Raw genomic sequence first — 24,445 nt, 5'->3', positions numbered from 1 at the left:
AATCGACGGGGGCAATGTCGACACTTTGCGCAATCACTCGATTTCGCAGTGTGCCGGAAGTGTGGATTCCGGGTGATGCTCCGATGCGTTTCAGCCAGCCGTCACGACCACGTTGCGCAGGGGATCGCCCGCCACGAAGCGGTGGAGTTGATCGCGGAGCAGGCGTTCGGCGCGCGGCCTGAAGGCAGAGGACGGACCACCCACGTGCGGGGTGATGAGGACTCCTGGAGCGTGCCACAACGGGTGCCCGGGCGGCAGTGGTTCCGGGTCGGTGACATCGAGCGCGGCACGCAACCGGCCCGTCTCCACCTCCGCGAGCAGCGCCTTGGTGTCGACGATCGCGCCGCGGGCGACGTTCACCAGCAGCGCTCCATCCTTCATCCGCGCCAGGAAATCGCCGCTGACCAGGGAGCGGGTGGCCGACGTCAGCGGCAGGGCCAGGATCACCACGTCCGCCTGCGGCAGCAGTTCGGGTAGCGCGGTGAGTGGATGCACGGGGCCGCGCTCAGACTCGCGGGCGGAGCGCGCGACGCGCGCCACCCGCGCACACTCAAAGGGTGTGAGCCGGGCCTCGATCGCGGCCCCGATGGCGCCGTACCCGACAATCAGCACAGAACGGTCAGCAAGCGCTGGCTTGAATTCGGTGCTCCACTGCCCGGCGTCCTGCTGACGGACGAAGCCCGGGACGTCACGCAGCGCAGCGAGGGTGAGGGTCAGTGCGAGCTCGGCCGTACTGGCGTCGTGGACGCCCCGTGCGTTGCACAACTGGGCGCCCGGCGGCAGCGTGGGCACCGCGGGCTCGATGTGATCGACCCCGGCCGTGAGCGTCTGGACGACCCGTACGTGGCGCATCTGCGCGAGCGGGCGTACGACGGGCTCGGCGCCCTTCATGTAGGGGACCCCGTAGAACACGCAGCGCGCGGGGTCGGTCGGATAGTCCTGCCCGGTGTCCCAGAACGCGTACTCCAGGTCGGCCGGCAGGCCGTCGATCTCCTCGGGTGGCAGGGGCAGCCACACGACGGGGCGGGCGGGGGCACTGTCGTCAATCGGCATGACAGGAGGCTATGCGAAGGCCGCCCGGCAGCAGACGTTACGTTGGGGACCGGGAATGGGAGGGGTACGGGCAGGTGGAGCGCAGAACAATCGGTGTGGGGGCCCGGTCGGTGGGTGCGATCGGGCTCGGCTGCATGCCCATGAACTGGGCGTACACCAGCTCCCAACAGGGCGGCGAGGGCTCCTTGCGCACCGTGCACGCGGCGCTCGACCAGGGCGTCAACCTGCTGGACACCGCCGACATGTACGGGCCGTTCACCAACGAGCTGCTCATCGGCCGGGTGCTCAGGGAGCGGCGGGCGGACGCCTTCGTCTCCACCAAGTGCGGGCTGCTCGTGGGGGAACAGCACATCGTGGCCAACGGCCGCCCCGGCTACGTGAAGCGGGCCTGCGACGCCTCGCTGCGCAGGCTCCAGACGGACCGGATCGACCTCTACCAGTTGCACCGCGCCGACCCCGAGGTGCCCATCGAGGAGACGTGGGGCGCGATGGCCGAGCTGGTCGCCGCGGGCAAGGTGCGGTCGCTGGGGCTGTGCGCGGTGGGGGCGCGCGGGGAGCTGCGCCGGGCGGCGGCGCGTACGAGCGTCACGACGCCGGCCCGGCTGCACGACGCGACCATCCGCCAGTTGGAACGGATCCAGCAGGTCTTCCCCGTGAGCTGCGTGGAGGCGGAGCTGTCGGTGTGGTCTCCGGAGGCGCTGGACTCCCTCGTGCCGTGGTGCGCCTCACGGGGCATCGGGTTCCTCGCGGCCATGCCCCTGGGGAACGGTTTCCTCACCGGCACGCTGACGCCGGGTCAGGGCTTCGAGCCGGACGACGCGCGCGCCCGACACCCGCGGTTCACGGCCGAGATGATGGCCGCCAACCAGCCCATCGTCGCTGGTCTGCGCCGGGTAGCGGCGCGGCACGGGGCGACGCCCGCACAGGTGGCGCTGGCCTGGCTGCTGACCCGGGGGCCGCACGTGGTGCCGATCCCCGGCGCCAAGAAGGAACGTTGGGTCACCGAGAACGTGGCGGCCGAGCGGCTCCGACTGACCGGTGCGGACCTCGCGGAGATCGCCGCGCTGCCGCCGGCGCTCGGCTCGTGGGACTGATCGCTCGCAGAACCGGGGCGGACGCGCTCCGTCACGATGCCGGCGCGGCGCGGCACGATGGATGGAACAAGGCGCACAATTCGCCTGTCCGTGGATAAAACTCCGCGCGAATTGGCGCGAAAAATATCGCAGTTATCACTGTGCGTAGAGAACTTTGAGCGTGATTCCGGTCGTACGTCACGGTGCGTGCGCGATTCTGGTCGCCGGAAGCGGTCTGGAAGGGCCCGGTACGGCGGCTGTGGCGCCCGCACGGAGCGGACGGAGCGGACGGAGCGGAGCGGTCAGGGGCGCGGGCGGACCGCGGCTCCGTGGACGTACGGTCCGTGGGCGTACGGGGCGGGGACGGGGGACGAGGTGGCGGGGACCTGAGCTCGACGGGGGCAGGGCCGGGGACGGAGCCGAGCGGGGACGAGAGCCGCGGCGGGGTGGGATGAGCCGGGCCGCGGCGGGGTGGCGGTGGCCTCAGCACGGTCGGGGCGGGGCCGAGCCGGACCAAGGACGGGGCGGGGCCCGGAGCGGGAGCAGGAACGGGGGCAAGGCGCCGACGGGGCGGGGGCCAGCGGCGAGCTGGGGCGGGGCGGTCGGTGTGCTGGTGGTGGCCGCGGGAGCACGGTGTATAAGGAACGAGGGCTGCGCCCGGCATGTCGTCCCACACGTCTCGCCCCGGTCACTCGTGGCCAGTTGCTCGTGCTCAGTGGAAGGAATCGCCATCGTGCGACGTACCGGTGTCACCGCCGCATTCGCCGCGGCCTCGCTGCTGTTCGTATCCGGTTGCTCGAACGACGGTGGCCGCTCGCCCTTCGCGCCGACGCCGAGCGCGCCGGCCGCGTCCTCGTCGTCCTCGTCCACCGGTGGCACCGGGCCGTCCGGGAAGCCCTCCCCCGTGCTGCCGCCCAAGCGGGGCACCGCGAAGGTGGTGGCGACGGTGGCGCAGAAGTTGGAGACGCCGTGGGGGCTGGCCGAGTTGCCGGGCGGCGATCTGTTGGTCGCCTCGCGCGATGGCGGCAAGGTGTTCCGGATCGGGGCCGAGGACGGCAAGCGGACCGAACTGGGCTCGGTGCCCGGCACTTCGCCCGGTGGCGAGGGCGGCCTGCTCGGGCTCGCCCTGTCGCCGACCTTCGGCGCGGACCGCATGCTGTACGCGTACTTCACCACCGAGTCGGACAACCGCATCGCCCGCATGATCTACGACGAGAAGCGGCCCGCCGGGCAGCAGTTGGGCGCCCCCGACACCGTCTTCAAGGGCATCCCCAAGGCCAGCATCCACAACGGCGGCCGGATCGCGTTCGGGCCGGACAAGATGTTGTACGTGGGCACGGGCGAGGGCGGGGACCGCGGGCTGGCGCAGGACGAGGAGTCGTTCGGCGGCAAGATCCTGCGGATGACGCCCGACGGGGAACCGGCCGAGGACAACCCGTCGCCCGACTCCGTCATCTACTCCTCTGGCCACCGCAATGTGCAGGGCCTGGCCTGGGACAAGGCGAAGCGGCTGTGGGCCACCGAGTTCGGCCAGGACACCTGGGACGAGCTCAACCAGATCAAGCCCGGCGGCAACTACGGCTGGCCCGAGGTCGAGGGACGGGGCAAGGGCGACGAGTCCGCGGCGCAGGGCTTCACCGACCCGGTGGAGCAGTGGAAGACCGACGAGGCGTCGCCCAGCGGCATCGCGATCGTCAAGGGCTCGGTGTGGATGGCCGGCCTCGGTGGCAAGCGGCTGTGGCGCATCCCGCTGAGCGGCACCCGGCCGCTGGCTGCCCCGCAGGAGTTCTTCGTCGGCACGTACGGCCGGCTCCGCACCGTAGCGGCGTCCGACGACGGCACGCTGCTGGTGACCACGAGCAACACGGACGGACGGGGCGACGCGAAGGGGCAGGACGACCGCATCCTTAGGCTGAAGGTGAGCTGACGCGCCGGCAGCCCCCGCCCCGGTGGTCCGCCGCCGCCCCTGCCGCGCCGCCAGATCCGTGCGCCCTTAGGTGATGAACTCGTACGTGGCGAACCCGGCTTGCACCCGTTTGAGCCCGGTCGGGTGGGGCCGTGCGGGCGGGCGCGGGGCGTAGCTGGGGCGTGGGGTCAGGCGGGGGTGATCAGGCGCAGCCGGTGGGCCATGGCTGCGGCCTCGCCGCGGCCTGAGACCTCCAGTTTGGCGAGGATGTTGGAGACGTGGACGCTCGCCGTCTTCGGCGAGATGAAGAGTTCCTCGGCTATCTGCCGGTTGCTGCGGCCGACGGCGACCAACCGGAGCACGTCGCGCTCGCGCGGGGTCAGCCGGAACGCGTCGGCCGGGTCCTGCACGGGCGGCGCGGTCCCGGCCAGGTCCGCGGCCCCGGTGGTGGGCGGGCGGCCCGCCCCGGCGTCCTGGGCCCGGCCGTCGCCGGCACCGGGCCGGTGGGCGGCGGGCCCGGGGGCGGGCAGCAGGTCCCGGGTGGCGCTCTCGGCCGGGGCGGGGGCCTGGTCGCCCCGGCCCGCAGGGGTGTGGCCCGCGCCGATCTCGCGCAGCGCCGGGGCGCTCGCCACCCCCGGCCCGGGGCGGCCCGCGCCCCGCACCGGGAGGGTGAGCCGGGCGCGGGCGGCGAGCAGGGTGATGGCTTCGCACAGCGGGTGCGCCGCCAACCGCTCGGCCGTCGCGTACGCGCGCGCGAGGAGCGACGCCGCGTGCTCGCGCGCCGTGCCGACCTCGGCGGGCTCCACGGGTGCGGCGTACGCGGCGGCGTCCGGGCGCGCGCCGTGCCCACCGTGGTACGTGCCGGGCCAGTGCGGTCCGGACGGGTGCGGCCCGGATGGGAGCGCGGTCGCTGCCGCACGGTGCTCGTCACCGTCGGGGACGTCGCCCGCGTGCGCGCTGAGGGCGCATCCCACGGGCACCTCGTCACCTGCCGCATCGGGCCCTGACGGACGGGCCCCCCGCACGCCGGATGGCCACGCGCCGGCGTCGGGCCCCTCACCCGCCGCGGCGGGCCCCGTAGCGGCGCCTACGCGCGCGTCGGCCGACCGGTCGCCGGCGGGGCGGCCGGCGACCGGTGGGTCACCCGCGGTCAGACGGGCCTCCGCCCATCGGTAGCGGGCCTGGGCCAGTTGGTACGGGCGATCGAGCGGCGCGAAGGCGGCGGCCACCTCACTCCAGTGCGCGGGCGTGTCGCGCCCCTGGGCGCGCAGCAGTTCGGCGGCGACCATCAGGGCGAACGCCTGCCACACCGGCACCGGCTGCGCCAACCGCTTGGCGGCCAGGTAGATGCAGTGCAGCACCTCTTCGCGGCCCGGTTCGGCCAGGGGCAGACCGCGGGCGTCGGCCTCCACGGTGGCGGCGGCGAGCAGCAGTGGCCAGGCGTACCGCTGGGTGCCGATCGGAATGCCCGCGTCCAGCGTTTCGACGAGGATGGCGCGGGCGCGCGCGATGTCGCCGTCGTGGGCGGCGAGGGTGAGGGCGTGCCGGGCGATCGTGATCGTGTACTGCGGCTGCGGGTCGTGGCTGCCGTAGTACGCGCGGGCCGCGGCGTGTTGGACGTGGGCGGTCGCCCAGTCGCCGCGGTCGAGCGCGAGCTGCGCCCGCCGGTTGGCCGCCGCACCGCGCGGCTTGGCGCCCTGGGCGTACCGCTCGGCCTCCTGGGCCGCCTCCAGCGCCTCGTCCCAGCGGCCCAGCGAGATCAGCGACTCGGCCATGTTCCCGTACGTCCACGCCTTGGTGTCCACGAGCCCGAAGGTCTCCGCCGCGCGCACCCCCGTGCGGGCCGCGTCGACGGCCTCGGCGGAGCGGCCGATGCTCTCCAGGGCGGATGCCAGGTTGATGTAACAGCGGGAGATCACGCTGATGTGCCCGCCGTCGACGGCCCGGGCGGCGGCGTCGGCCATCTCGGTCAGGCCGCCCTCCACATCGCCGGAATTGATCATGAGCCCGCCGAGCGTCACGCGCGCGTGGAGCTCCAGATCCGCCGCGTCGACCAGTCTGGCCAACTCGACGGCGCGCTCGGCGGTGGCGTAGTTGTCGGGCCCCGGTTCGTGCACCGCGAGCCAGCCGGCCGCGGCGGCGAGCACCTCCGCGTGCACCACCGACGGGGGCAGGCCGCGGACCAGCTCCTGGGCCCGGCTCAGCTCCGCCCAGCCGTTCCCGCGGGTCAGTCCCTCGATGCTCTTCGACGCCTGGGTCCAGAACCAGGCGGCCCGCAGCGGGTCCCGCGCCTCGTCGATGGTGCGCAGCGCGCGCTTGGCGAGGGCCAGCGCGCGCTCCCGCTGCCCGGAGAGGTAGGCGGCCGTGACAACTTCGGCGAGCAGGTCGAGGTGGCGGAGCTGATCGTCCTCGCAGGGGCTGCACACCGGGTAGGCGCACGACTCGGCCAACGGCCACTGCGCGGCCCTGACCTCGGCCGGTGTGTCCTCCCACAGCTCCATGGCGCGCTCCAGAAGCCGCAACTGCTCCGCGTAGGCGTGCCGGCGGCGGGCCGCGACGGAGGCGGCGAGCACGGCGGGCAGCGCCTTGGCCGGCTCGTGGGCGTGGTACCAGTAACTGGCCAGCCGGGCCCCGTACTCGTCGCTCCGTACGAGGGTCGGATCGGCCTCAAGGGCCGTGGCGTACTGCTGGTTGAGGCGGGTGCGCTCGCCGGGCAGCAGGTCGTCGGCGACGGCCTCGCGCACGAGGGCGTGCCGGAAGCGGTAGCCGCTGTCGTCCCCCGTCGGCAGCAGGATGTTCGCCCCGACGGCGGTGCGCAGCGCCTCGATGAGTTCGTCCTCGCCGAGCCTGGCGACGGCCGCGAGCAGCCCGTGCTCGACCTGCGAGCCGCCCTCCGCCACCGTCCGCACCACCCGCTGGGTAGTGTCGGGCAGTGCCTCGACCCGCACCAGGAGCAGGTCGCGCAGCGTTTCGCTGAGGCCCGACTGGCAGCCGTCGTGGATGCTGCGCGCGATCTCCTCGACGAAGAAGGCATTGCCGTCGGTGCGCTCGAAGACCCGGTCCACCAGCAGCCGGTCCGGCTCGGCACCGTAGATGCCGGCGATCTGCGCCCGGACCTCGGCCCGGCTGAACCGGCCCAGCTCGATGCGGCGCACCGTGCGCATCCGGTCGACCTCGGCGACGAACGGGCGCAGCGGGTGGCGGCGGTGGATGTCGTCCGAGCGGTAGGTGGCGACGATGACCAACTGGGCGCGCTGCACCGACCGGAAGAGGTAACCGAGGAGCTCGCGGGTGGACCGGTCGGCCCAGTGCAGGTCCTCGATGACGATCACCAGCGTGCGGTCGGTGGCCAGGCGCTCCAGGAGCCGCGCCGTCAGCTCGAACAGCCGCGCCCTGCCGTCCTCGTCTCGCGCCTCGGGCGCGGTCTCCCCCAGCTCGGGCAGGAGCCGGGCCAACTCGCCCTCCTGGCCCGCGGCGGCCTGGTCGAGCTCGTCCCCGAGCTGCCGGCGCAGGGCGCGCAGCACGGTGGAGACCGGGGCGAACGGCAGTCCGTCCACCCCGATCTCGACGCAGCCGCCCAGCGCGGTGACCGCCCCCGCGGCCCGTGCCACGGTCGCGAACTCCTCCACCAGGCGTGTCTTGCCCACACCGGCCTCGCCGCCCATGAGCAGCGCCTGCGGCTGCCCGTGCGCGGCCCGAGCGAGCGCGTCGGTGAGCGCGCCCAACTCCTCGGTACGGCCGATGAAAACCGAACTGACGGACGTGGTGTACACAGGGCCGAGCATGGCACAGAGGTCTGACATCACGGCGAGAACACCTCCGACGGACCGCCGAACACGTCGTACGCACGGTCGGGTACGGGCTGGGGACGCCGGAGCGAGCCCGGCCGGTACGCATTGCCTGCACGCCCTGCCCACCGGCCGCAGGGGGCCGGGCCCGTGTCCCGTACGGCACGTGGGGTCCCCGTCGTACGGGACACGGGCCGGTGTTGGGGCCAGGGGCTACGGGGCCCTGGCCATCACGGGTCAGGGTGTGGAGGTGCAGCCCGTACGCCCGGGGCAGACGTCCTGCGCGCAGGACGGTGGGGCGACGCCCCGGTACGGGGACGGGTCGAGCAACCTCGCGCGCGGAGCGCGGCCGGCCTCGCCCACCCGACGAGCAACCTCGCGCGCGAGGCACGTCCGACTCCCCGCACGGGGCACGGGGCACGGGGCACGGGGCACGGGGCACGGGGCACGGGGCACGGGGCGAACGCGCTGCGGTGCGTACGGGGCACGGGGCTGGTGGTCCGTCATGGTGGGTGGCCGGGGCCGGGGATGAGCCGGGGCGGGGCCCATGCGGGGTGCGGCCCGTGCGTGCGGTAGGTCGTCTCGGCGCGGAGAGGGACACCAGGCACCGGGGCGATGAGGAGGGGTGCCCCGTACGGAGCCGTGGGGTGTGTCGGCTCCGTACGGGGCGACGGGGCGAGCGTCGGGTCAAGGGCCCCGTCAGACGGTGGCACGGCGGGGCGACGCCGCGCCGCGGCCGAGGGGCGGATTCACCCGCCCCTCCCCCTCGTACTCCCCAGAGCGGCGGGGGATGAAGCGGCTTCGGCCGGCCTCGCGTGCCCGGCGGGCGGCGGTGGCCTCGGAGACCAGGTCGTGCTGGCGGAGTTGGTGCAGCTCGTAGTGGAACATCAGGTTCTCCTCGGGTGGTGACGAACGGCTGCGGGGCCCGTCTGCCTCGGCTGCGGTTCGTTCGGCGTGCTTCCACCCTGCTGGCTCAGGAGGTACCACCGCATGGGGAGAGTGCCTGATTTCGCGGCCTCAGAGTGCCTTAGACGCCGCCCACCGGCCGGTGCGGACCGGCCTGAGTGACGGTTGGAGAGCCTTAGGTACGGGGCCTAGGTGGGATGGGCAGCGGGGTACGGGGCCGTGCCGGGCCCCGTTCGGTCCTCGGGATCACCGACTGCCTAAGGCACCTAAGCCATCGCCCGTCCGTGGGCCTCCGGGCGGCAGGTGTGCTCTGGTCAGAGATACGGAGCCAGCGGTGGGCGCTCGGCGCGGGTGCGCCACGGAGCGCACGGCAGGGCGCAGCGATGGAGCGCGCAACGCAGCCGCATCGCACCCGGCCAGGACCTCCGCGCGGCCGGTGTGCTCCGGCTGCGGGCACGGCCAGCGGCGGGCGGGCCCCGCGCGGGTGCGCCACGGAGCGCACGGCGCGGCGCGGCGGCAGAACGCGCAACGCCGCCACGCCCGCGCCGGTCCCGTACCCGTGCTGCCGTACCCGGGCTCCGCGCCCCAGCCCCAGCCCCAGCCGGCGGGCCGCGGCGCGGAGCCGCAACACGGGGTCGCCGCCGGCTCCGTACGAAGCCGCGGCACGGGGCCGCCACCATCGCGGCGCAGGCCGCGGGGACCGGGCCGCGCGGAGCGGGGTCGGGCGGCGGCCACCGCGCGGGATCAGGCCGAGGGGCGTTGCTCCGTGTCGCGTTGTGGTGGGAGGAGGGCGGCGTTGGTGGGGTGCGCCGTCTGGGGCAGTACGGGGGCCGCCTCGCGCGCGCGGACGCGCGAGGGTGAGGACGGGGCGGAAGCAGATGGGGCGGAGACGGCTGGTGCGGGCTGTGCCCCGGCGCGGCCGGGGTCGTCCGATGGGCCCGGGTGAGCGGCGCCCGCCAGGACGAGGTCGCGGGGTGCCGGCTGCGGCGCCGGGTGGGGCGTGGCGAGGTCGCGCTCGGGCGGCTCGATGCTGAGCCGGGGCAGCCGGCGGTCGAGCCAGCCGGGCAGCCACCAGTTGGCGCCGCCCAACAGGTGCATCAGGGCGGGGACTAGGAGCGTACGGAGCACGAAGGCGTCCAGCGCCACCGCGACGGCCAGGCCGATGCCGAACATGGCGATGATGCGGTCACCGCTCAGGACGAAGGCGGCGAAGACCGCGATCATGATCACCGCAGCGGAGTTGATGACCTGGCTGGTTTCGGCCAAGCCGACCCGTACGGCGCGGCAGTTGTCGCCGGTTTCCAGCCACTCCTCGTACATCCGACTGACCAGGAACACCTGGTAGTCCATCGACAGGCCGAACAGCACCGAGATCATGATCACCGGCAGGAAGGGTTCGATCGGGCCGGCGCTGCCCAGGTCGAGCAGTTCGCTGCCCCAGCCCCACTGGAAGACGGCGACGACGACGCCGAAGGAGGAGGCCACGGCGGCGATGTTCATGACCGCGGCCTTGAGCGGGATGCCGACGCTGCGGAAGGCCAGGAGCAGCAGGAGGCAACCGAGGCCGATGACGACCCCGACGAACAGCGGCAGCTTGCCGACGATCACCTCGGCGAAGTCGTCGTAACCGGCGGTGATGCCGCCCACGTACACGTCGAGCGAGGTGCCCCGTTCGGCCGCCGGAATGATCTCGTTGCGCAGCCGGTCGACCAGTTCGCTGGTCTGCCGGGACTGCGGGGCGGTCTCGGGGATGACGGTGATCACGCCGGTGTCCGTGCTGTGCGCCTGCGCCGTGTCGCCGGCCGGGCCCTGTACGGAGGCGACGCCGTCGGTGTGGCGGAGGGTGTCCTCCAGGCGGTTGAGCGCCACCCGGTCGGCGGCGCCGTCGAGGTGGGCGACGAGGGTGAGGGGCCCGTTGGCGCCGGGCCCGAAGCCGCTGCCGGCGCCCTCTACCCCGGCCGCTCCTCCGCCCCGTCCTTCGGCCCCGTGCGGGCCCTCGCCGGCGAGCAGGTCGTATGCCTTGCGGGTGGTGCTGCTCAGTGGGTTGTTGCCCTGGTCGGACGTGCCGAGGTGGAGCGAGAGGGTGGGCAGGGCCAGGACGAGCATGACGGCCGCTGCCAGCCCGCCGAGGAGCCGCGGATGGCGCTCGACGAAGCCGGACCAGCGGACGGCGAGCCCGGTGGGCCGTTCGGGCTGTGGTCGGCCGGCGGCGAGCCGGCGCCGTTCGCGGCGGCCCAGCGCCCGGTGGCCGATCACGCCGAGGAGGGCCGGGAGCAGGGTGACCGAGGCCGCGACGGTCAGCACCACGGTCAGCGAGGCGGCGATGGCGACGCCGTTCAGGAAGCTCAGCCGCAGGATCAGCATGCCGAGGAGGGCGACACAGACGGTGCCGCCGGCGAAGACGACGGCGCGCCCCGTGGTGGCCACCGCGCGTTCGGCCGCCTCGGGCACGGACAGCCCGGCCCGTAGCCCCTTGCGGTGCCGAGTGACGATGAACAGGGCGTAGTCGATGCCGACGCCCAGACCGATCAGCATGCCGAGCATCGGGGCGAAGTCGGCGACGGTCATGACGTGGCCGAGCAGGGTGATGCCGAGCGTGGCGGTGCCCACCGCGACCACGGCCGTGACGATGGGCAGCAGGCTGGCCGCGAACGAGCCGAAGGCGACGAAGAGCACCACTGCGGCCACGGCGATGCCGATCAGTTCGCTCAGGTGGGTGGCGGGCTTCTCGGTGAGCGCGATGGCGCTGCCGCCGGCCTCGACCTGGAGCCCGTCGCCGGCGGCGGACCTGGCCGCGTCGACGACGGCGCGCGGCTGGCTCGCCGGCAGGTCGTCGGCGGGGCGCTCGAAGGTGACGGTGGCGTACGCGGTGTGCCCGTCGGGGCTGATCTGGCGGGCCCCGTCGGGGCCCTGGTACGGACTGCCGACCGCGGCGACCCCCGGCAGCTCGGCGATCCGGTCCAGCGCCGCGGTCATGCGGGCTTCGACGGTGGCCGCGTGGACGGGTTCGCGGCCCGGCCCCGTGTGCCACACGATGCGGTCGCTGTCACCGGCCTGGCCGGGGAACGCCTCGGCGGTCAGCGCGGCGGCCTTCGCCGACTCCGTACCGGGCACGTCGTAGTCGTTGGAGTACGCGCTGCCGGCCACGGCCGCAGCCGCTGCGGTGCCGGCGAGCACGGCCAGCCAGAGCGCGATGACGACGAGACGGCGGTTGAGGCACCACCGGGCGAGTGCGGCCATGGAGTGCTGATCGCTTCCGGTTTTGGGCACCGCTCTTCGCCTGGGGGACGGAGTTGCCGAGCGTGCGCGAAGGTACGGACGGGAACGCGTGGGACCCGCCGCCTGCCGACGAAGGAGCGGCGGGTCCCGTGCAGCACTGTGACACCCGATGGAGATCCTTTGACCGGTTTGTGGGTTACCCCACAAGTGTTCCCGTCTTTCCGGTTCACCTGGCTCTGGTGGGGCCGCTGGCGTTGTGAGCCCGGCTGCGGCCGACCCGGGCCCAGGGGGTGTGGCCCGGGCCCGGGCGATGGCTGCGGCTGCGGCTGCGGCTGCGGCTGCGGCTGCGGCCGTAACGGTGAAGCGGCAGCGGCAGTGTGGGACTCAGCCCGTGACGGACTCCGCCCCGTTCTCGATGTGGCCCATCAGCCGGCGCCGGAAGGAGGCGTCCTGGGCGACGGTGAGCTCCAGGTCGTACCAGCCGTGCGCGCGGGCGGCCGGGAACGGCACGGTGCGGGTGCGGCCCGGTGCGACGGTGACGGTACGCGCGCCCGCGCCCGCGTAGGCCAGCGGCTTGAGCGTGAACGTCAGCGCCGTCCTGCCGGTGTTCTCCAGCGTGAGGTGGAGCTCGCGCCGCCGGGCGTCGGTGCGGCTGCGGACGGCGGTGCCCGCGGCGGCGCCCCGGGCGGTGCCGGCGAACTCGCGGCGGAAGCCGTTCGGGCCGGTGAGCGTGAACCGGTACGCACCGTTCTTGACCGGCACCTCCCAGGACTCGTCCCGCCCGGGCCGGCCGGAGCCGTGTCCGGCGGCCTCCTGCGCCCCGTTCTCCGCCCCGTCGGCCCGGTGCTCCGTCGCTCCGCCCGGCTCCGTCGCCTCGGCCCCGTAGGGCCGCCGGCCGGCGCCGGGCAGGTCGCGGTGTTGCGGCGTCGCGTACTCGTCGGCGTACGGGTACAGCGCCAGGTGTGCGCTGGCGCGGCCGGCGTTGCGCAGCGCCAGCTTGAACACGCCGGCTTGCGCGTCCAGGCGGCCGTCCGCGTCGGGCGCGTACGGCAGCGGGCGGGCCGGCCGCGCGCCCCGTTCGGGCCGCGGCAGTCGCTGGTCGGCCGGCGGCGCGGGGCGCCAGCGCCCTTCGAACGGCGGGATCGGCCCCGGCTGCTCGACGGCCGGCAGTCCGCGCCGCCGGGTGAAGTCGAAGGCGGAGGTCAGGTCACCACAGACGGTGCGCCGCCAGGCCCCGATGTTGGGCTCGTGCACGCCGAGCCAGCGCTCCATGAACCGGACGATGGAGGTGTGGTCGAACACCTCCGAGCAGGCGTAGCCGCCCACCGTCCACGGCGAGATCACCAGCATCGGCACCCGGATGCCGAGCCCCGTCGGCTTCCCCTGCCAGAACTCGCCCTCCGTCCCGGCCGGCGGCACCGGCGGCGGCACGTGGTCGTAGAAGCCGTCGTTCTCGTCGTACGTGAGGAAGAGCGCGGTGTGCCGCCACACCTCGGGGTTGTTGCCGAGGGCGTCGAGGATCTTGTAGACGAGCGTGGCGCTGGCGATCGGCGACGAGGCACCGGGGTGCTCGGAGTCGGCGGCCGACGGCACGATGTAGGAGACCTTCGGCAGCTTGCCGGCGGCCACGTCCGCGGCGAAGGCGGTGGCCGTGCTCCCCGGCTCGCCGCGCCGCAGCGCCCGCTCGAACAGGCTGCGCTCCGCGGCGCTCAGGCTCCGCAGGCCCTCGTCGAGCAGGCCCGTCAGGCGCTGCCGGCCGGCGGCGTCGGCGGCGCCGAGCTTCTCGTAGTAGGCGGTCATGTTCTGCACGCCGTCGACCTTGGCCAGCGCCTTGCGCCCGACCGCCTTGAAGCTCGCGTAGAACTCCAGGTTGTTGTCGGTGAAGTTGTCCCATTCCTGGTAGACGCGCCAGGAATGGCCGGCCTCTTCAAGCCGCTCGGCGTAGGTGGGCCAGGCGTAACCGGGGTGGGTGTCCTCGTCGTAGGCATCGTTGCCCACGGCGCGGGCGCCCCCGGGCTCGAAGCCGGTCCAGCCGCTGACCAGGTGGTTGCGGTTGGGGCTGGTGGAGGAGTGGATGGAGGAGTGGTACGCGTCGCAGACCGTGAAGGTGTCGGCCAGCTCGTAGTGCAGCGGAATGTCCGACCTGTCGTAGTACGCCATGGTCGCGGCGGTCTTCGCGGTGACCCAGCCGTCCATCCAGCCGCCGCGCCACGCCTTCGCGCCGCCCTGCCAACTGTGGTCGAGGTCGCCGATGTACTGGAGTTCCTTCTGCTGCGCCGCGGCGGCTGCCCGGACGCCGAACGGCAGCACGGTGCCCGCCCCGAGCGCCCCCGGCTGCTCGAAGACGCTGTTACCGCCGGGCAGTTCGATGGCGTTCCGGTCGCCGAAGCCGCGCACGCCGCGCAGCATGCCGAAGTAGTGGTCGAACGAACGGTTCTCCTGCATGAGCACCACGACGTGCCGGACGTCCCGCAGCCCGCCGCCGTGGTGCCGCTCCGCCCCGTACTCGGCCGCCTGGTTGGCCACCGCCTGTTGGAGCGAGGGCGGCAGCAGCGACCCCGCCGCCGCGAGCCCCGCGCCACCCGCGCCCAGTGCCAGCGCCCGCCTACGCGAAATCTCGGATGCCACGCTCTTCCTCCCGATCGATGGCCAACGCTCTACCCGCCGCTCTACCCCCGCCCTGGGCGGCCGGGTGGTCGGGACCGTACGGCAGCCGCGTGGCAGCCGGTGGGGAGCGACATGTCGCCCGGGTGAACGAGGCGGGGCGGGGCCGGCTCCCTGGGGGCCCGGCGTGGGGCCGGCTCCGCCGGGGCCCAGGGGGGCGGAGTGGGCCGAGGGCGGGGCGGGGGCTTGCGCTCCGTGCCCGTACCGCGGGGCGGGGCATGTGTTGGCGCCCTACTCCGTGCCACCGGGCGAAGGTGGAGCCTGCCCCGTTCTCCACACCCCGCGCGCGAGGCTCAGCCATTCCGCGCCTCACGCTTCGCGCCCCGTGCCGTCGAGCGAGGGCGAGCTCCGCTCCGTTCCCTCTCCCCCCACGAGGCTCCGCGCTCTGCCCCCAGCCCCGCGGGCCCGCGGCTCCGTGCTCCGTGCTCCGTGCTCCGTGCTCCGTGCTCCGTGCTCCGTGCTCCGGCGGGAGGATGGCTCGGCCCGTCGCCGAGCCGTACGGCTCCCTGCCCTCGCGCCCGCGTCACCCCCCGCCCCTGAGCCCGTACGCCCCGCGCCCCGCGCCCGCGCCCGCGCCAAGGTGACGTGAACCGCAGGCCGTCGGCGGCCCCATCGGTTGACCTTCACATCGGTGTCAACCCCTACCGTCGCGGCGTACTCGTTCGTGATGGGAAGGGAGATGCGTCGTGGCTGGTGCAGTTGTGGTGGGGGCGGGGCCGGGGATCGGACAGGCGGTGGCGCGGCGCTTCGCGCGGGCGGGGATGCCGGTGGCGCTGATCGCGCGCTCGCAGGCGTCGCTGTCCGGGGTGGCGGAGGCAGTGCGGTCCGCCGGTACGGCGCCGGACGACGGTGCCGATGCCGGTGGCAGTGCCGGCGACAGCACCGAGGTGGCCTCGTTCCCGGCCGACGTGACCGATGAGGACGGCCTCAGGGCGGCGTTGGACGCGGCGGCCGACCGGTTCGGGGTGCCGGACGTCGCCGTCTACAACGCCGCCGTCGTCCGGCCGGACCGCATCGGCGGCCTCAGCGCCCGCGGCCACCTCGACGCCTGGGCGGTCAACGTGGTGGGCGCGCACACCACCGCAGCCCGGGTCCTCCCGGCCATGGCGGAACGCGGCACCGGCACGTTCCTCATCACCAGCGGGATGCCGCATCCCAAGCCGGACTACGTCAGCCTCTCCCTCGGCAAGTCCGGCGTCCGGACGCTGGTCTCCCTGCTCGACCAGGAGTACGGGCCGACCGGCGTCCACGTGGCGGCCGTCACCGTGGACGGCCCCGTCGCCCCCGGCACGGAGTTCGACCCGGACGACATCGCCGAACAGTACTGGCGGCTGCACCGTCAGCCCCGGCACGCCTGGGAGCACGACGTGCTCTTCGGCGGACAGCGCAACGGCTGAGCCCCACCAACCGGCTCCGTACCGCCCCGTCCTCGCCCGCCCCGTACTGCGCCACGCCCACGCCGACGCCCGCGCGCAGCGGCCGGCCTCGCCCGCCCGGGCTCCCGTACGCGCGCAGCCGCCCCGGCCGGGCCCCACGGTGGCGGGACGGGGCCCGACGTACGGCGACCGACCACCGGCCCAGCCGCCCCGGGCCGCCGAGCCAGCCGACCGGCAACCCCCGCCCCAGGGGGACCGCAGCCGGTCGCGGCAGATGGGCGAGCGGCGCCGCCACCCAAGGCACACCAGGGCAGTTGCCCATCGGGCAACCACAGAGTTCCCCTGCGGCGCGCAAGCGCCCGCCCCACGCCCCGGAGCGCAGGGCGGCGGGCGGGGCGGCGCAGGGCGCCCGGCCGACTCCCCCATACGCGCCCCTTCCCTCTTTTCCCTCCCCCTTCCCCCTTTTTCTCTTTTTCCCATTTCCCACACTCCTCTACTTCCGCCCCCTCCCCTATCCCGTGAGCCCCCCCTAACTCCCATACAAGAACGAGAAAACGTTGTCGCTGGCGTTCCGAAAACATCCGAAAGAGGCTCCACTACTCCCGATTCCCCCGAACCCGGCTCGCGCGCTTCGGGCATTGTCAGTCGCGGATGGTAGAAAGAAATCCCGCAATTGCACTGCCAGTTGACCGAGAAATAACGGACACCCTTTCCGATTCGCTTCTTTTCCTGGGGTTTTCAGGCCGCCCCTGGTCATGCGGGGGGAATGCGTACGGCACACCGTGTCCGACCTAGGGGAACACCCATGACCCAGCCGCCCCCTCCGCCGGGCCCGCCGCCACAGCCGCCGGCCGGCTACGGGTACCCGCCACCGCCCGGGCCGCCGCACCCCGACGCCCCGTACGCAGCCCCGCCCGGCGCAGCCACGCCCCCGGGTGCAGCCCCGTACTCCGGCCCGGCCGCCCCGCCCCCGGGCGCAGCCCCGTACCCGAGCGCGGCTCCGTATCCCGGCGCCACTCCGGCCCCGGCGGGCGCCCCCGGCGACCCCCTCGGCAGCGGCGAAGGCCGGACAGGTCGCGGCGGGCGGCGGCGCAGGAACCGTACGGCCTCCCTCGTCATCGGGGCCCTGGCCGCGATCGCACTCGTGGCCGGTGGCATATGGTTCGCCGCCAGTGGTGACACCTCTTCCGGTGCCGACGGGGAGAAGACCCCGCAGGCCCGTATTCTCAGCGAGATTCCGACACCGAAGGTGGGGAAAGACCCGGTAAGGGTGGAGGGCCTGTGGACGACCGACCGGCACTTCGTGAAGGCCGGCGTCAAAAAGGTCACCGGATATCCACTGGCGGGCGGCGCCGCGCAATGGGAAATATCATTGGGCGGCGAAATATGTTGGACCACGCCGCACGTCACGCCCGATGGGCTGACCCCGGTGCTGTTCCACGGCGGCGATCGGGACAATCCGGTCTGCACGCAGATCGGGCTGCTCGACCTGCGGCAGGGCACCCTGCGTTGGCAGCACGAGGTCACCGGCGAGTACGGGCACCGGGTGATGTTCGACGAGGTGACCGTGGGCGGCGGCACCGTCGCGGCGGGCGGCTCCGACGGCGGGGCCGCCTGGTCGCTCGACGGGGCAGCGCTGTGGAAGCCGGAGGAGGACGCGGAGTGCCGCGACGTGGGGTACGGCGGCGGGGCGGGACTGGTCGCGGTGCGCCACTGCGGCGACATCTCCACGCCCACCGTCGACGTTCAGACGCTCGACCCGAAGACCCGGCAGGTCCGCTCCACGTACCAGGTGGCCAAGGGCATCGAGTACCTGCACGTGCTCTCCACCGCTCCGCTCGTCCTCGGCATCGAGGACGAGCGAAAGCAGTCCACCGGCGTCACCGACCTGCTGGCCATCGACGACGGCGCCGCCCGCGCCACCGTGCGCAGCACGATCGGGGTGGGCGGCGACCGGTACGAGGTGGACTGCCAGCCGTCGGTCGTGGAGAGCTGTACGGGGCTGGCCGTGAGCAAGGGCGCGGACGCGGCCTTCCTCGCCACGGAGCAGGACGTGGACGCCGCCACCAGGAACGAGGTCGTCGCCCTCGCCCTCGGTACCGGCAAGGAGGCCGGGCGCACGCCCGGCTCCCCCGACGCGAACCTGCGCGTCCTGGGGCTGGACGCGGACGGTTCCGTCCTCGCCTACCAGGAGACGACGCTGGGCGGTGACGGCGGCGCCGTCTGGCGGATCGACCCGCGCAGCCACCGCAAGACCCCGCTGTTGCGCAACGGTCCCGAAGGACGGGACACCGAGGCGTCGTTCGAGGCCGGCGGCCAGGTCCACTACGCGCGCGGGCGGCTGTACCTGGGCCAGGAGCTCATCAGCGACCCGGACGAGCCGACGGAGCGCAACGGCCCGCTCGCGATCGTCATCGGCGTGCCGTAGCGGGCCCCGTCGGGCCGCCCGCGTCGGTGCGCCACGGGGCCACGCCCGGCGCGCCGTACGCACCCGCGCGCGAAGCGGCCCGGCCGGTGGCCACCCCGGAGCCCACCACCACGCGTACGCCCTCGCGCGCGAAGCCGCCCCTATCGCTCCCGCGCGCGGTGCCGCCCCGTACCGCACGGCCCCGTACGCCCTCGCGCGCGAAGCGACCCGTACGCACAGCCCCGTACGCACGGCCCGTGAACCACGAGTGGCCCCGTCCACCAGGACGGGGCCACTCGTACACAGGCATCCGGGACGCCACCCGCAGGCAGCGGCGGTTGCTACTCCGTCACGCCGAGCCGCTCCAGGATCAGTTCGCGCACCCGGGCCGCGTCCGCCTGGCCGCGGGTGGCCTTCATGACGGCGCCCACCAGCGCGCCCGCCGCGGCGACCTTGCCACCGCGGATCTTGTCGGCGATGGCCGCGTTGGCGGCGATGGCCTCGTCCACGGCGGTGCCGAGCGCGCCCTCGTCGGAGACGACCTTCAGGCCGCGCTTGTCGACGACCGCGTCCGGGTCGCCCTCGCCCGCGAGCACGCCCTCGATGACCTGGCGGGCCAGCTTGTCGTTGAGCGCGCCCTCGGCGACCAGCGCCGCGACCCGGGCCACCTGGGCCGGGGTGATCGGCAGCGCGGCCGGGTCGATGCCGTCCTCGTTGGCACGCCGGGCCAGCTCGCCCATCCACCACTTGCGGGCCGACGCCGCGTCGGCACCCGCCTCGATGGTGGCGGTGATCAGGTCGATGACGCCCGCGTTGAGGACCGACTGCATCTCGTGCTCGGAGATGCCCCACTCCTCGCGCAGCCGGTTGCGGCGCACCCGCGGCAGCTCGGGCAGGCCGGCGCGCAGCTCCTCGACCCACTCGCGGGCCGGCGCCACCGGCACCAGGTCGGGCTCGGGGAAGTACCGGTAGTCCTCGGCCTCCTCCTTGATCCGGCCGGCCGTGGTGGACCCGTCCTCCTCGTGGAAGTGGCGGGTCTCCTGCACGATCGTGCCGCCGCCGGAGAGCACCGCGGCGTGCCGCTGGATCTCGAAGCGGGCGGCGCGCTCGACGGAGCGCAGCGAGTTGACGTTCTTGGTCTCCGAGCGGGTGCCGAACTTCTCGACGCCCTTGGGGCGCAGCGAGAGGTTGACGTCACACCGCATCTGGCCCATTTCCATCCGGGCCTCGGAGACGCCGAGCGCCTTGATCAGCTCGCGCAGCTCGGCGACGTACGCCTTGGCGACCTCGGGCGCGCGCTCGCCCGCTCCGACGATCGGCTTGGTGACGATCTCGATGAGCGGGATGCCGGCCCGGTTGTAGTCGAGCAGCGAGTGCGAGGCGCCGTGGATGCGGCCGGTGGCGCCGCCCACGTGGGTGGACTTGCCGGTGTCCTCCTCCATGTGGGCGCGCTCGATCTCGACCCGGAAGACCTCCCCGTCCTCCAGTTGGACGTCCAGGTAGCCGTTGAAGGCGATCGGCTCGTCGTACTGCGAGGTCTGGAAGTTCTTCGGCATGTCCGGATAGAAGTAGTTCTTCCGGGCAAAGCGGCACCATTCGGCGATCTCGCAGTGCAGGGCGAGGCCGATCTTGATGGCGGACTCGACGCCGACGGCGTTGACCACCGGCAGCGAGCCGGGCAGGCCGAGACAGGTGGGGCAGGTCTGCGCGTTCGGCTCGGCACCCAGGGTGGTGGAGCACCCGCAGAACATCTTGGTCTTGGTGCCGAGTTCCACGTGCACCTCAAGCCCCATGACGGGGTCGTAGGTGGCCAGCGCGTCCTCGTACGACACCAGTTCAGTGACGGTCACGGAAAACTAACCTCTCAGCCCAGCAGGACGTCGTCGTCGCCGAGCCGCTTGAGCTCACGGAAGAGCAGGGCGACACCGGTGGCGATGGCCGCGGCGGAGACCACGGCGTCCACGAGTTGCAGCGTGTCGTTGTCGACGCGGGCCTTCTTGCCCTGCTTGATGACGCTCACCGCGCCGAACAGCGTCGTACCGATGGAAAGGTAGAGGCCGGGCTTGGACTTCTTGAACCCCTTGGCCTTCTCCAGCTTGCCACTCACAGGCTGCTCCTCTTCGCTTCCCCGCCCGCAGGGTGCAGCGGGGCGGATGTCGTAGTCGGGCGCGGCCCGGCGGGCGTGCGCGCGACACTCACGGGGTTGGCGCTCACAACGACGGCGCCTCCTCCAGCAGACGGTGGCCCCAGCGCTCGACGAACGCCGCCTCGACGGCCGCGCCGACCCGGTAGAGCCGGTCGTCGGCCATGGCGGGCGCGATGATCTGGAGCCCGACCGGCAGCCCGTCCTCCGGCGCGAGGCCGCAGGGCAGCGACATGGCGGCGTTCCCCGCCAGGTTGGCCGGGATGGTGCACAGGTCGGCCAGGTACATCGCCATCGGGTCGTCCGCGCGCTCCCCGATCGGGAAGGCGGTGGTCGGCGTGGTCGGCGAGACCAGCACGTCGACGGTGGCGAAGGCGCGCTCGAAGTCGCGCGTGATGAGCGTACGGACCTTCTGCGCGGAGCCGTAGTACGCGTCGTAGTAGCCCGATGAGAGGGCGTAGGTGCCGAGCATGATGCGGCGCTTGACCTCGTCGCCGAAGCCGGCCTCGCGGGTCAGCGCGGTGACGTCCTCGGCCGAGCGGGTCCCGTCGTCACCGACGCGCAGGCCGTAGCGCATGGCATCGAAGCGGGCCAGGTTGGAGGAGCACTCGGAGGGCGCGATCAGGTAGTACGCGGCCAGCGCCCGGTCGAAGGACGGGCAGGAGACCTCGACGACCTCGGCACCGAGTTCGCGCAGCAGCTCCACGGACTCGTTGAAGCGCTGCATCACGCCGGCCTGGTAGCCCTCGCCGCCGAACTCCTTCACCACGCCCACGCGCAGCCCGCGCACGTCCGCCTCGCGGGCAGCCGCCACCACGGACGGCACCGGGGCGTCGATGGAGGTGGAGTCCAGCGGGTCGTGGCCGGCGATGACCTCGTGCAGCAGGGCGGCGTCCAGCACCGTACGGGCGCACGGGCCGCCCTGGTCGAGCGAGGAGGAGAAGGCCACCATGCCGTAGCGCGAGACGGCGCCGTAGGTCGGCTTGACGCCGACGGTGCCGGTGACGGCCGCGGGCTGCCGGATCGAACCACCGGTGTCGGTGCCGATCGCGAGCGGCGCCTGGTACGAGGCGAGCGCGGCGGACGAGCCGCCACCGGAGCCGCCGGGGATGCGGGTCAGGTCCCACGGGTTGCCGGTCGGCCCGTACGCGCTGTTCTCGGTGGACGAGCCCATGGCGAACTCGTCCATGTTGGTCTTGCCGAGGATGACCACGTCGGCGGCCTTCAGCCGCTGCGTGAGCGTGGCGTCGTACGGCGGGATCCAGCCCTCAAGGATCTTGGAACCGACGGTGGTCGGCACGCCCTTGGTGGTGAAGATGTCCTTCAGCGCCAGCGGCACGCCGGCGAGCGGGCCCAACTCCTCGCCCCGGGCACGCTTCTCGTCCACGGCGCGGGCCTGGGCGAGCGCGCCCTCGCGGTCCACGTGCAGGAAGGCGTGCACCTTCTCGTCGACCGCGGCGATCCGGGCCAGGTGGGCCTCGGTGACCTGCACCGCGGTCACCTCGCCCGCGGCGATCTTGGCGGCGGTCTCGGCCGCCGTGAGCTTGATCAATTCGGTGGTACCCGGCACGGCGGTCACTCCTCCCCCAGGATCTGCGGAACCTTGAAACGCTGCTGCTCCTGCGCCGGGGCGCCGGACAGCGCCTCCTGCGGGGTCAGCGACGGGCGGACCTCGTCCGGCCGCATGACGTTGGTCAGCGGCAGCGGGTGGGAGGTCGGGGGGACGTCCTCGGAGGCGACATCGGAAACGCGGGCGACCGCGCCGATGATCACGTCGAGCTGTTCGGCGAAGTGGTCGAGCTCTTCGTCCTTCAGCTCAAGACGCGACAGCCGAGCGAGGTGGGCGACCTCCTCGCGCGTGATGCCAGGCATGCAGCGATCCTCTGGGTTCTTGGCTTGGGTTCTGGGCTTCGGTTCTTGGCTTGGCTGGGTTCGTGGGTCTGCGGCGTCCGGGTTCCGACTCGGGTCCGGGCCGGCATCGCGGGCCGGAACCAGCGGTACGGGGCCGAGAGCGCCCCGCACGCCGAGCCGTGACGCCCGCCCAATCCTATGCGCCACGCCCCGCCCCCGACGAAGCGCTTCCCGCCGCCCCACCCGCGCGGCCCCCCTCACGACCGCGTCAGCCCCGGAACGGGCGACTGCGCGAGCGGTGGGCGTGGGCACGCGTACGGGGGCCGTACGGGGCGGGGCCGGGCCTTGCGGCTGCCCCCGGAGACGGGTGGGGACCGGGCACGACGGAGTGGGGTAGCTCTGCCTCGTACGGGGCACGGGACCTGCGCGCGCGGGCGCGCGCGACGACCAGGCAACGGTGGGCGGGGCGATCACCCCAGGGGCGGGATTGCGGACCGTATGGGGCGCGGGGCGCCTCGCCGCACGGAGCACGGGGCTGCGCGTATGGGGCGCGGAGCACGGGCGGCTCGCAGTCGGCCGTACGGGTCCCACGGGGCACGGAGCCACGGGGCACGGGGCACGGGGCACGGGGCACGGAAGCCTCGCACCGTACGGAGCACGGAAGCCTCGCACCGTACGGAGCACGGAAGCCTCGCACCGTACGGGGCGCAGAGGAGCACGGCACACGCCGCCCCGGCCGTGCATCAGCCCGTCGCCGTGCGGGCACCCTGCTCCGGGCCGGGTCCGGCGTCGAAACGGTGGCGCGCCGTTTCGATCTCGTCCAGGTAGTGGCGGGTCCAGGCGCACATGCCGTTGACCGTCGCCCGCAGCGCCTGGCCTGGCGCGGTGAGCCGGTACTCCACCCGGGGCGGCACCGACGGGTACACCGTCCGGTGCACCACGCCGTCGCGTTCCAGGTGGCGCAGGGTCTGGGTGAGCATCTTGTGGCTGATGCCGTCCACCTCGGCGTGCACCTCGGTGAAGCGCAGCGTCCGCTCGCCCAGCGCGTTGATGACCAGTAGCGCCCACTTGTTGGCCACCGCGCCCAAGATCTCGCGCGCCAGCGAGCCGGCCCGGTGCGGATCGCCGCGCCCCGGATCGCCGCACCCCGGATCGCCGTGCCCCGGATCGCCCTGCGGACGGTCGGCGCACCTCGGCTCCACGCGCGCGAGGTCGGCGCGGAGGGGGCCGCCGTGCCGGGAGTCGACGGGGGTGCGGTCGGCTTCGGTGGCATCGGGGTGGGCGGGGGCGGTGCGCGGCTGGGCGTGGGTGAAGTCGGCGCACGGATGGGCGTGACTGTGGGCGGGGGCGGTGCTGCCGACGCCGCGGTCCGGGCCGCGGGCGTACTCGGTTCCCAAGGCGTGCCCCTCTCACCAAAAAGTGCGTTCTTCCACGTCAGAACATACGTCCCTAGCGTTTCAACCGACCGCACGTGATCGTGAACGGTCGCCGTCGCCCACCTGCCGTGGGCGCGGTCGACCAGGACGGGGAGACCCATGAGCATCCTCAAGACGTACGCCCGGCTGTGGACGGACGACCTCGACCGCGCGCTGCCGCTGTTGCGCGAGTTGACCGGCGCCGAACCCGATCTGCGGCTCGGCTTCGAGGCCGTCGAACTGGCTGCCATAGGCGACTTCCTCGTCATCGCCGGGCCGGCCGACGAGCGTGCGAAGTACGCGCACGCCTCGGCCACCGTGGTCGTCGCGGACCTCGACGCGTGCCGGGCGACCCTCGCCGCCGCCGGTGCCACGCTCACCACGCCCGTCACCCCCAGCCCCACCGGACGCTTCCTCTACGCCCGCCACGCCGACGGAGCCGAGATCGAGTACGTGGAGTGGGTCCCGGAACTGGTCGAGCGCCTCATCCCGCGCTAGCGACGCCTCCGCCCCGCCGGCCGGGGCGCCCCTGCCCGTCCCTGCACGCGCCGCTGGGCGGCAGGCGGGGGCGGGGCCCGTGAGCAGACCCGTGGCCGGCCCTGCGTGGGACCGTTGCGGGTGCCGGCCGCTGGGGTCGGTGGACC

Annotated in this window: 15 protein-coding genes; 5 read left to right on the top strand and 10 right to left on the bottom strand. The window is 73.7% G+C overall.

Annotation, left to right across the window (positions count from 1 at the left end):
• Positions 1-90: 90 nt before the first annotated feature.
• Positions 91-1,053, bottom strand: coding sequence for a 2-hydroxyacid dehydrogenase (locus ACMA1D_RS24220; protein ID WP_414726122.1), 963 nt, complete (start codon positions 1,051-1,053; stop codon positions 91-93).
• A gap of 74 nt (positions 1,054-1,127) precedes the next feature.
• On the opposite strand from ACMA1D_RS24220, the gene ACMA1D_RS24215 reads away from it, so the two are divergent.
• Positions 1,128-2,147, top strand: a complete 1,020-nt coding sequence (locus tag ACMA1D_RS24215; protein WP_414726121.1) for an aldo/keto reductase — start codon at positions 1,128-1,130, stop codon at positions 2,145-2,147.
• Positions 2,148-2,859: 712 nt separating this feature from the next.
• On the top strand, positions 2,860-4,053 hold the full coding sequence (locus tag ACMA1D_RS24210; RefSeq protein ID WP_414726120.1) for a PQQ-dependent sugar dehydrogenase: 1,194 nt from the start codon (positions 2,860-2,862) through the stop codon (positions 4,051-4,053).
• Positions 4,054-4,220: 167 nt separating this feature from the next.
• Here the strand turns inward: ACMA1D_RS24210 and ACMA1D_RS24205 are convergent, their stop codons facing one another.
• From ACMA1D_RS24205 to ACMA1D_RS24190, 4 genes are all read right to left on the bottom strand, one after another.
• The gene (locus ACMA1D_RS24205) at positions 4,221-7,817 is read right to left on the bottom strand and encodes an AAA family ATPase (RefSeq protein ID WP_414726223.1); all 3,597 of its coding nucleotides are present in this window, start codon (positions 7,815-7,817) and stop codon (positions 4,221-4,223) included.
• A gap of 702 nt (positions 7,818-8,519) precedes the next feature.
• On the bottom strand, positions 8,520-8,708 hold the full coding sequence (locus tag ACMA1D_RS24200) for a hypothetical protein (RefSeq protein WP_414726119.1): 189 nt from the start codon (positions 8,706-8,708) through the stop codon (positions 8,520-8,522).
• 762 nt (positions 8,709-9,470) lie between these two features.
• Positions 9,471-11,966 carry an MMPL family transporter gene (locus ACMA1D_RS24195; protein ID WP_414726118.1) on the bottom strand — a complete coding sequence of 832 codons (2,496 nt, stop codon included), beginning with the start codon at positions 11,964-11,966 and terminating at the stop codon, positions 9,471-9,473.
• Positions 11,967-12,329: 363 nt separating this feature from the next.
• The gene (locus ACMA1D_RS24190) at positions 12,330-14,573 is read right to left on the bottom strand and encodes a phosphocholine-specific phospholipase C (RefSeq protein WP_414726117.1); all 2,244 of its coding nucleotides are present in this window, start codon (positions 14,571-14,573) and stop codon (positions 12,330-12,332) included.
• Between the two features lie 722 nt (positions 14,574-15,295).
• On the opposite strand from ACMA1D_RS24190, the gene ACMA1D_RS24185 reads away from it, so the two are divergent.
• Positions 15,296-16,006 carry an SDR family NAD(P)-dependent oxidoreductase gene (locus ACMA1D_RS24185; protein WP_414726116.1) on the top strand — a complete coding sequence of 237 codons (711 nt, stop codon included), beginning with the start codon at positions 15,296-15,298 and terminating at the stop codon, positions 16,004-16,006.
• A 1,123-nt stretch (positions 16,007-17,129) separates the two neighbouring features.
• A complete protein-coding gene (locus ACMA1D_RS24180) occupies positions 17,130-18,413 on the top strand; it encodes a hypothetical protein (protein WP_414726115.1) in 1,284 nt (427 codons plus the stop codon).
• A gap of 320 nt (positions 18,414-18,733) precedes the next feature.
• On the opposite strand, the gene gatB is transcribed toward ACMA1D_RS24180, so the two are convergent.
• From gatB to ACMA1D_RS24155, 5 genes are all read right to left on the bottom strand, one after another.
• Positions 18,734-20,242 (bottom strand): Asp-tRNA(Asn)/Glu-tRNA(Gln) amidotransferase subunit GatB, encoded by a 1,509-nt coding sequence (gene gatB / locus ACMA1D_RS24175; protein ID WP_414726114.1) that lies wholly within the window; start codon positions 20,240-20,242, stop codon positions 18,734-18,736.
• A 14-nt stretch (positions 20,243-20,256) separates the two neighbouring features.
• Positions 20,257-20,499: a hypothetical protein gene (locus ACMA1D_RS24170; RefSeq protein ID WP_414726113.1), complete on the bottom strand. Its 243-nt coding sequence runs from the start codon at positions 20,497-20,499 to the stop codon at positions 20,257-20,259.
• 103 nt (positions 20,500-20,602) lie between these two features.
• Positions 20,603-22,105 carry an Asp-tRNA(Asn)/Glu-tRNA(Gln) amidotransferase subunit GatA gene (gene gatA / locus ACMA1D_RS24165; RefSeq protein WP_414726112.1) on the bottom strand — a complete coding sequence of 501 codons (1,503 nt, stop codon included), beginning with the start codon at positions 22,103-22,105 and terminating at the stop codon, positions 20,603-20,605.
• Positions 22,106-22,110: 5 nt separating this feature from the next.
• Entirely contained in the window at positions 22,111-22,407 is a 297-nt protein-coding gene (gene gatC, locus ACMA1D_RS24160) for an Asp-tRNA(Asn)/Glu-tRNA(Gln) amidotransferase subunit GatC (RefSeq protein WP_187060759.1), read from the bottom strand.
• Positions 22,408-23,129: 722 nt separating this feature from the next.
• Positions 23,130-23,489 (bottom strand): winged helix-turn-helix transcriptional regulator, encoded by a 360-nt coding sequence (locus tag ACMA1D_RS24155; protein ID WP_414726222.1) that lies wholly within the window; start codon positions 23,487-23,489, stop codon positions 23,130-23,132.
• A 432-nt stretch (positions 23,490-23,921) separates the two neighbouring features.
• Here ACMA1D_RS24155 and ACMA1D_RS24150 point away from each other — a divergent pair, with 432 nt between their 5' ends.
• The gene (locus tag ACMA1D_RS24150) at positions 23,922-24,299 is read left to right on the top strand and encodes a VOC family protein (protein ID WP_414726111.1); all 378 of its coding nucleotides are present in this window, start codon (positions 23,922-23,924) and stop codon (positions 24,297-24,299) included.
• Positions 24,300-24,445 lie beyond the last annotated feature (146 nt).

The sequence above is a fragment of the Streptomyces sp. 796.1 genome, assembly GCF_047525675.1.
In the GTDB taxonomy this organism is placed as follows: Bacteria; Actinomycetota; Actinomycetes; order Streptomycetales; family Streptomycetaceae; genus Streptomyces.
This window is presented reverse-complemented; position numbering and strand designations above follow the sequence as displayed.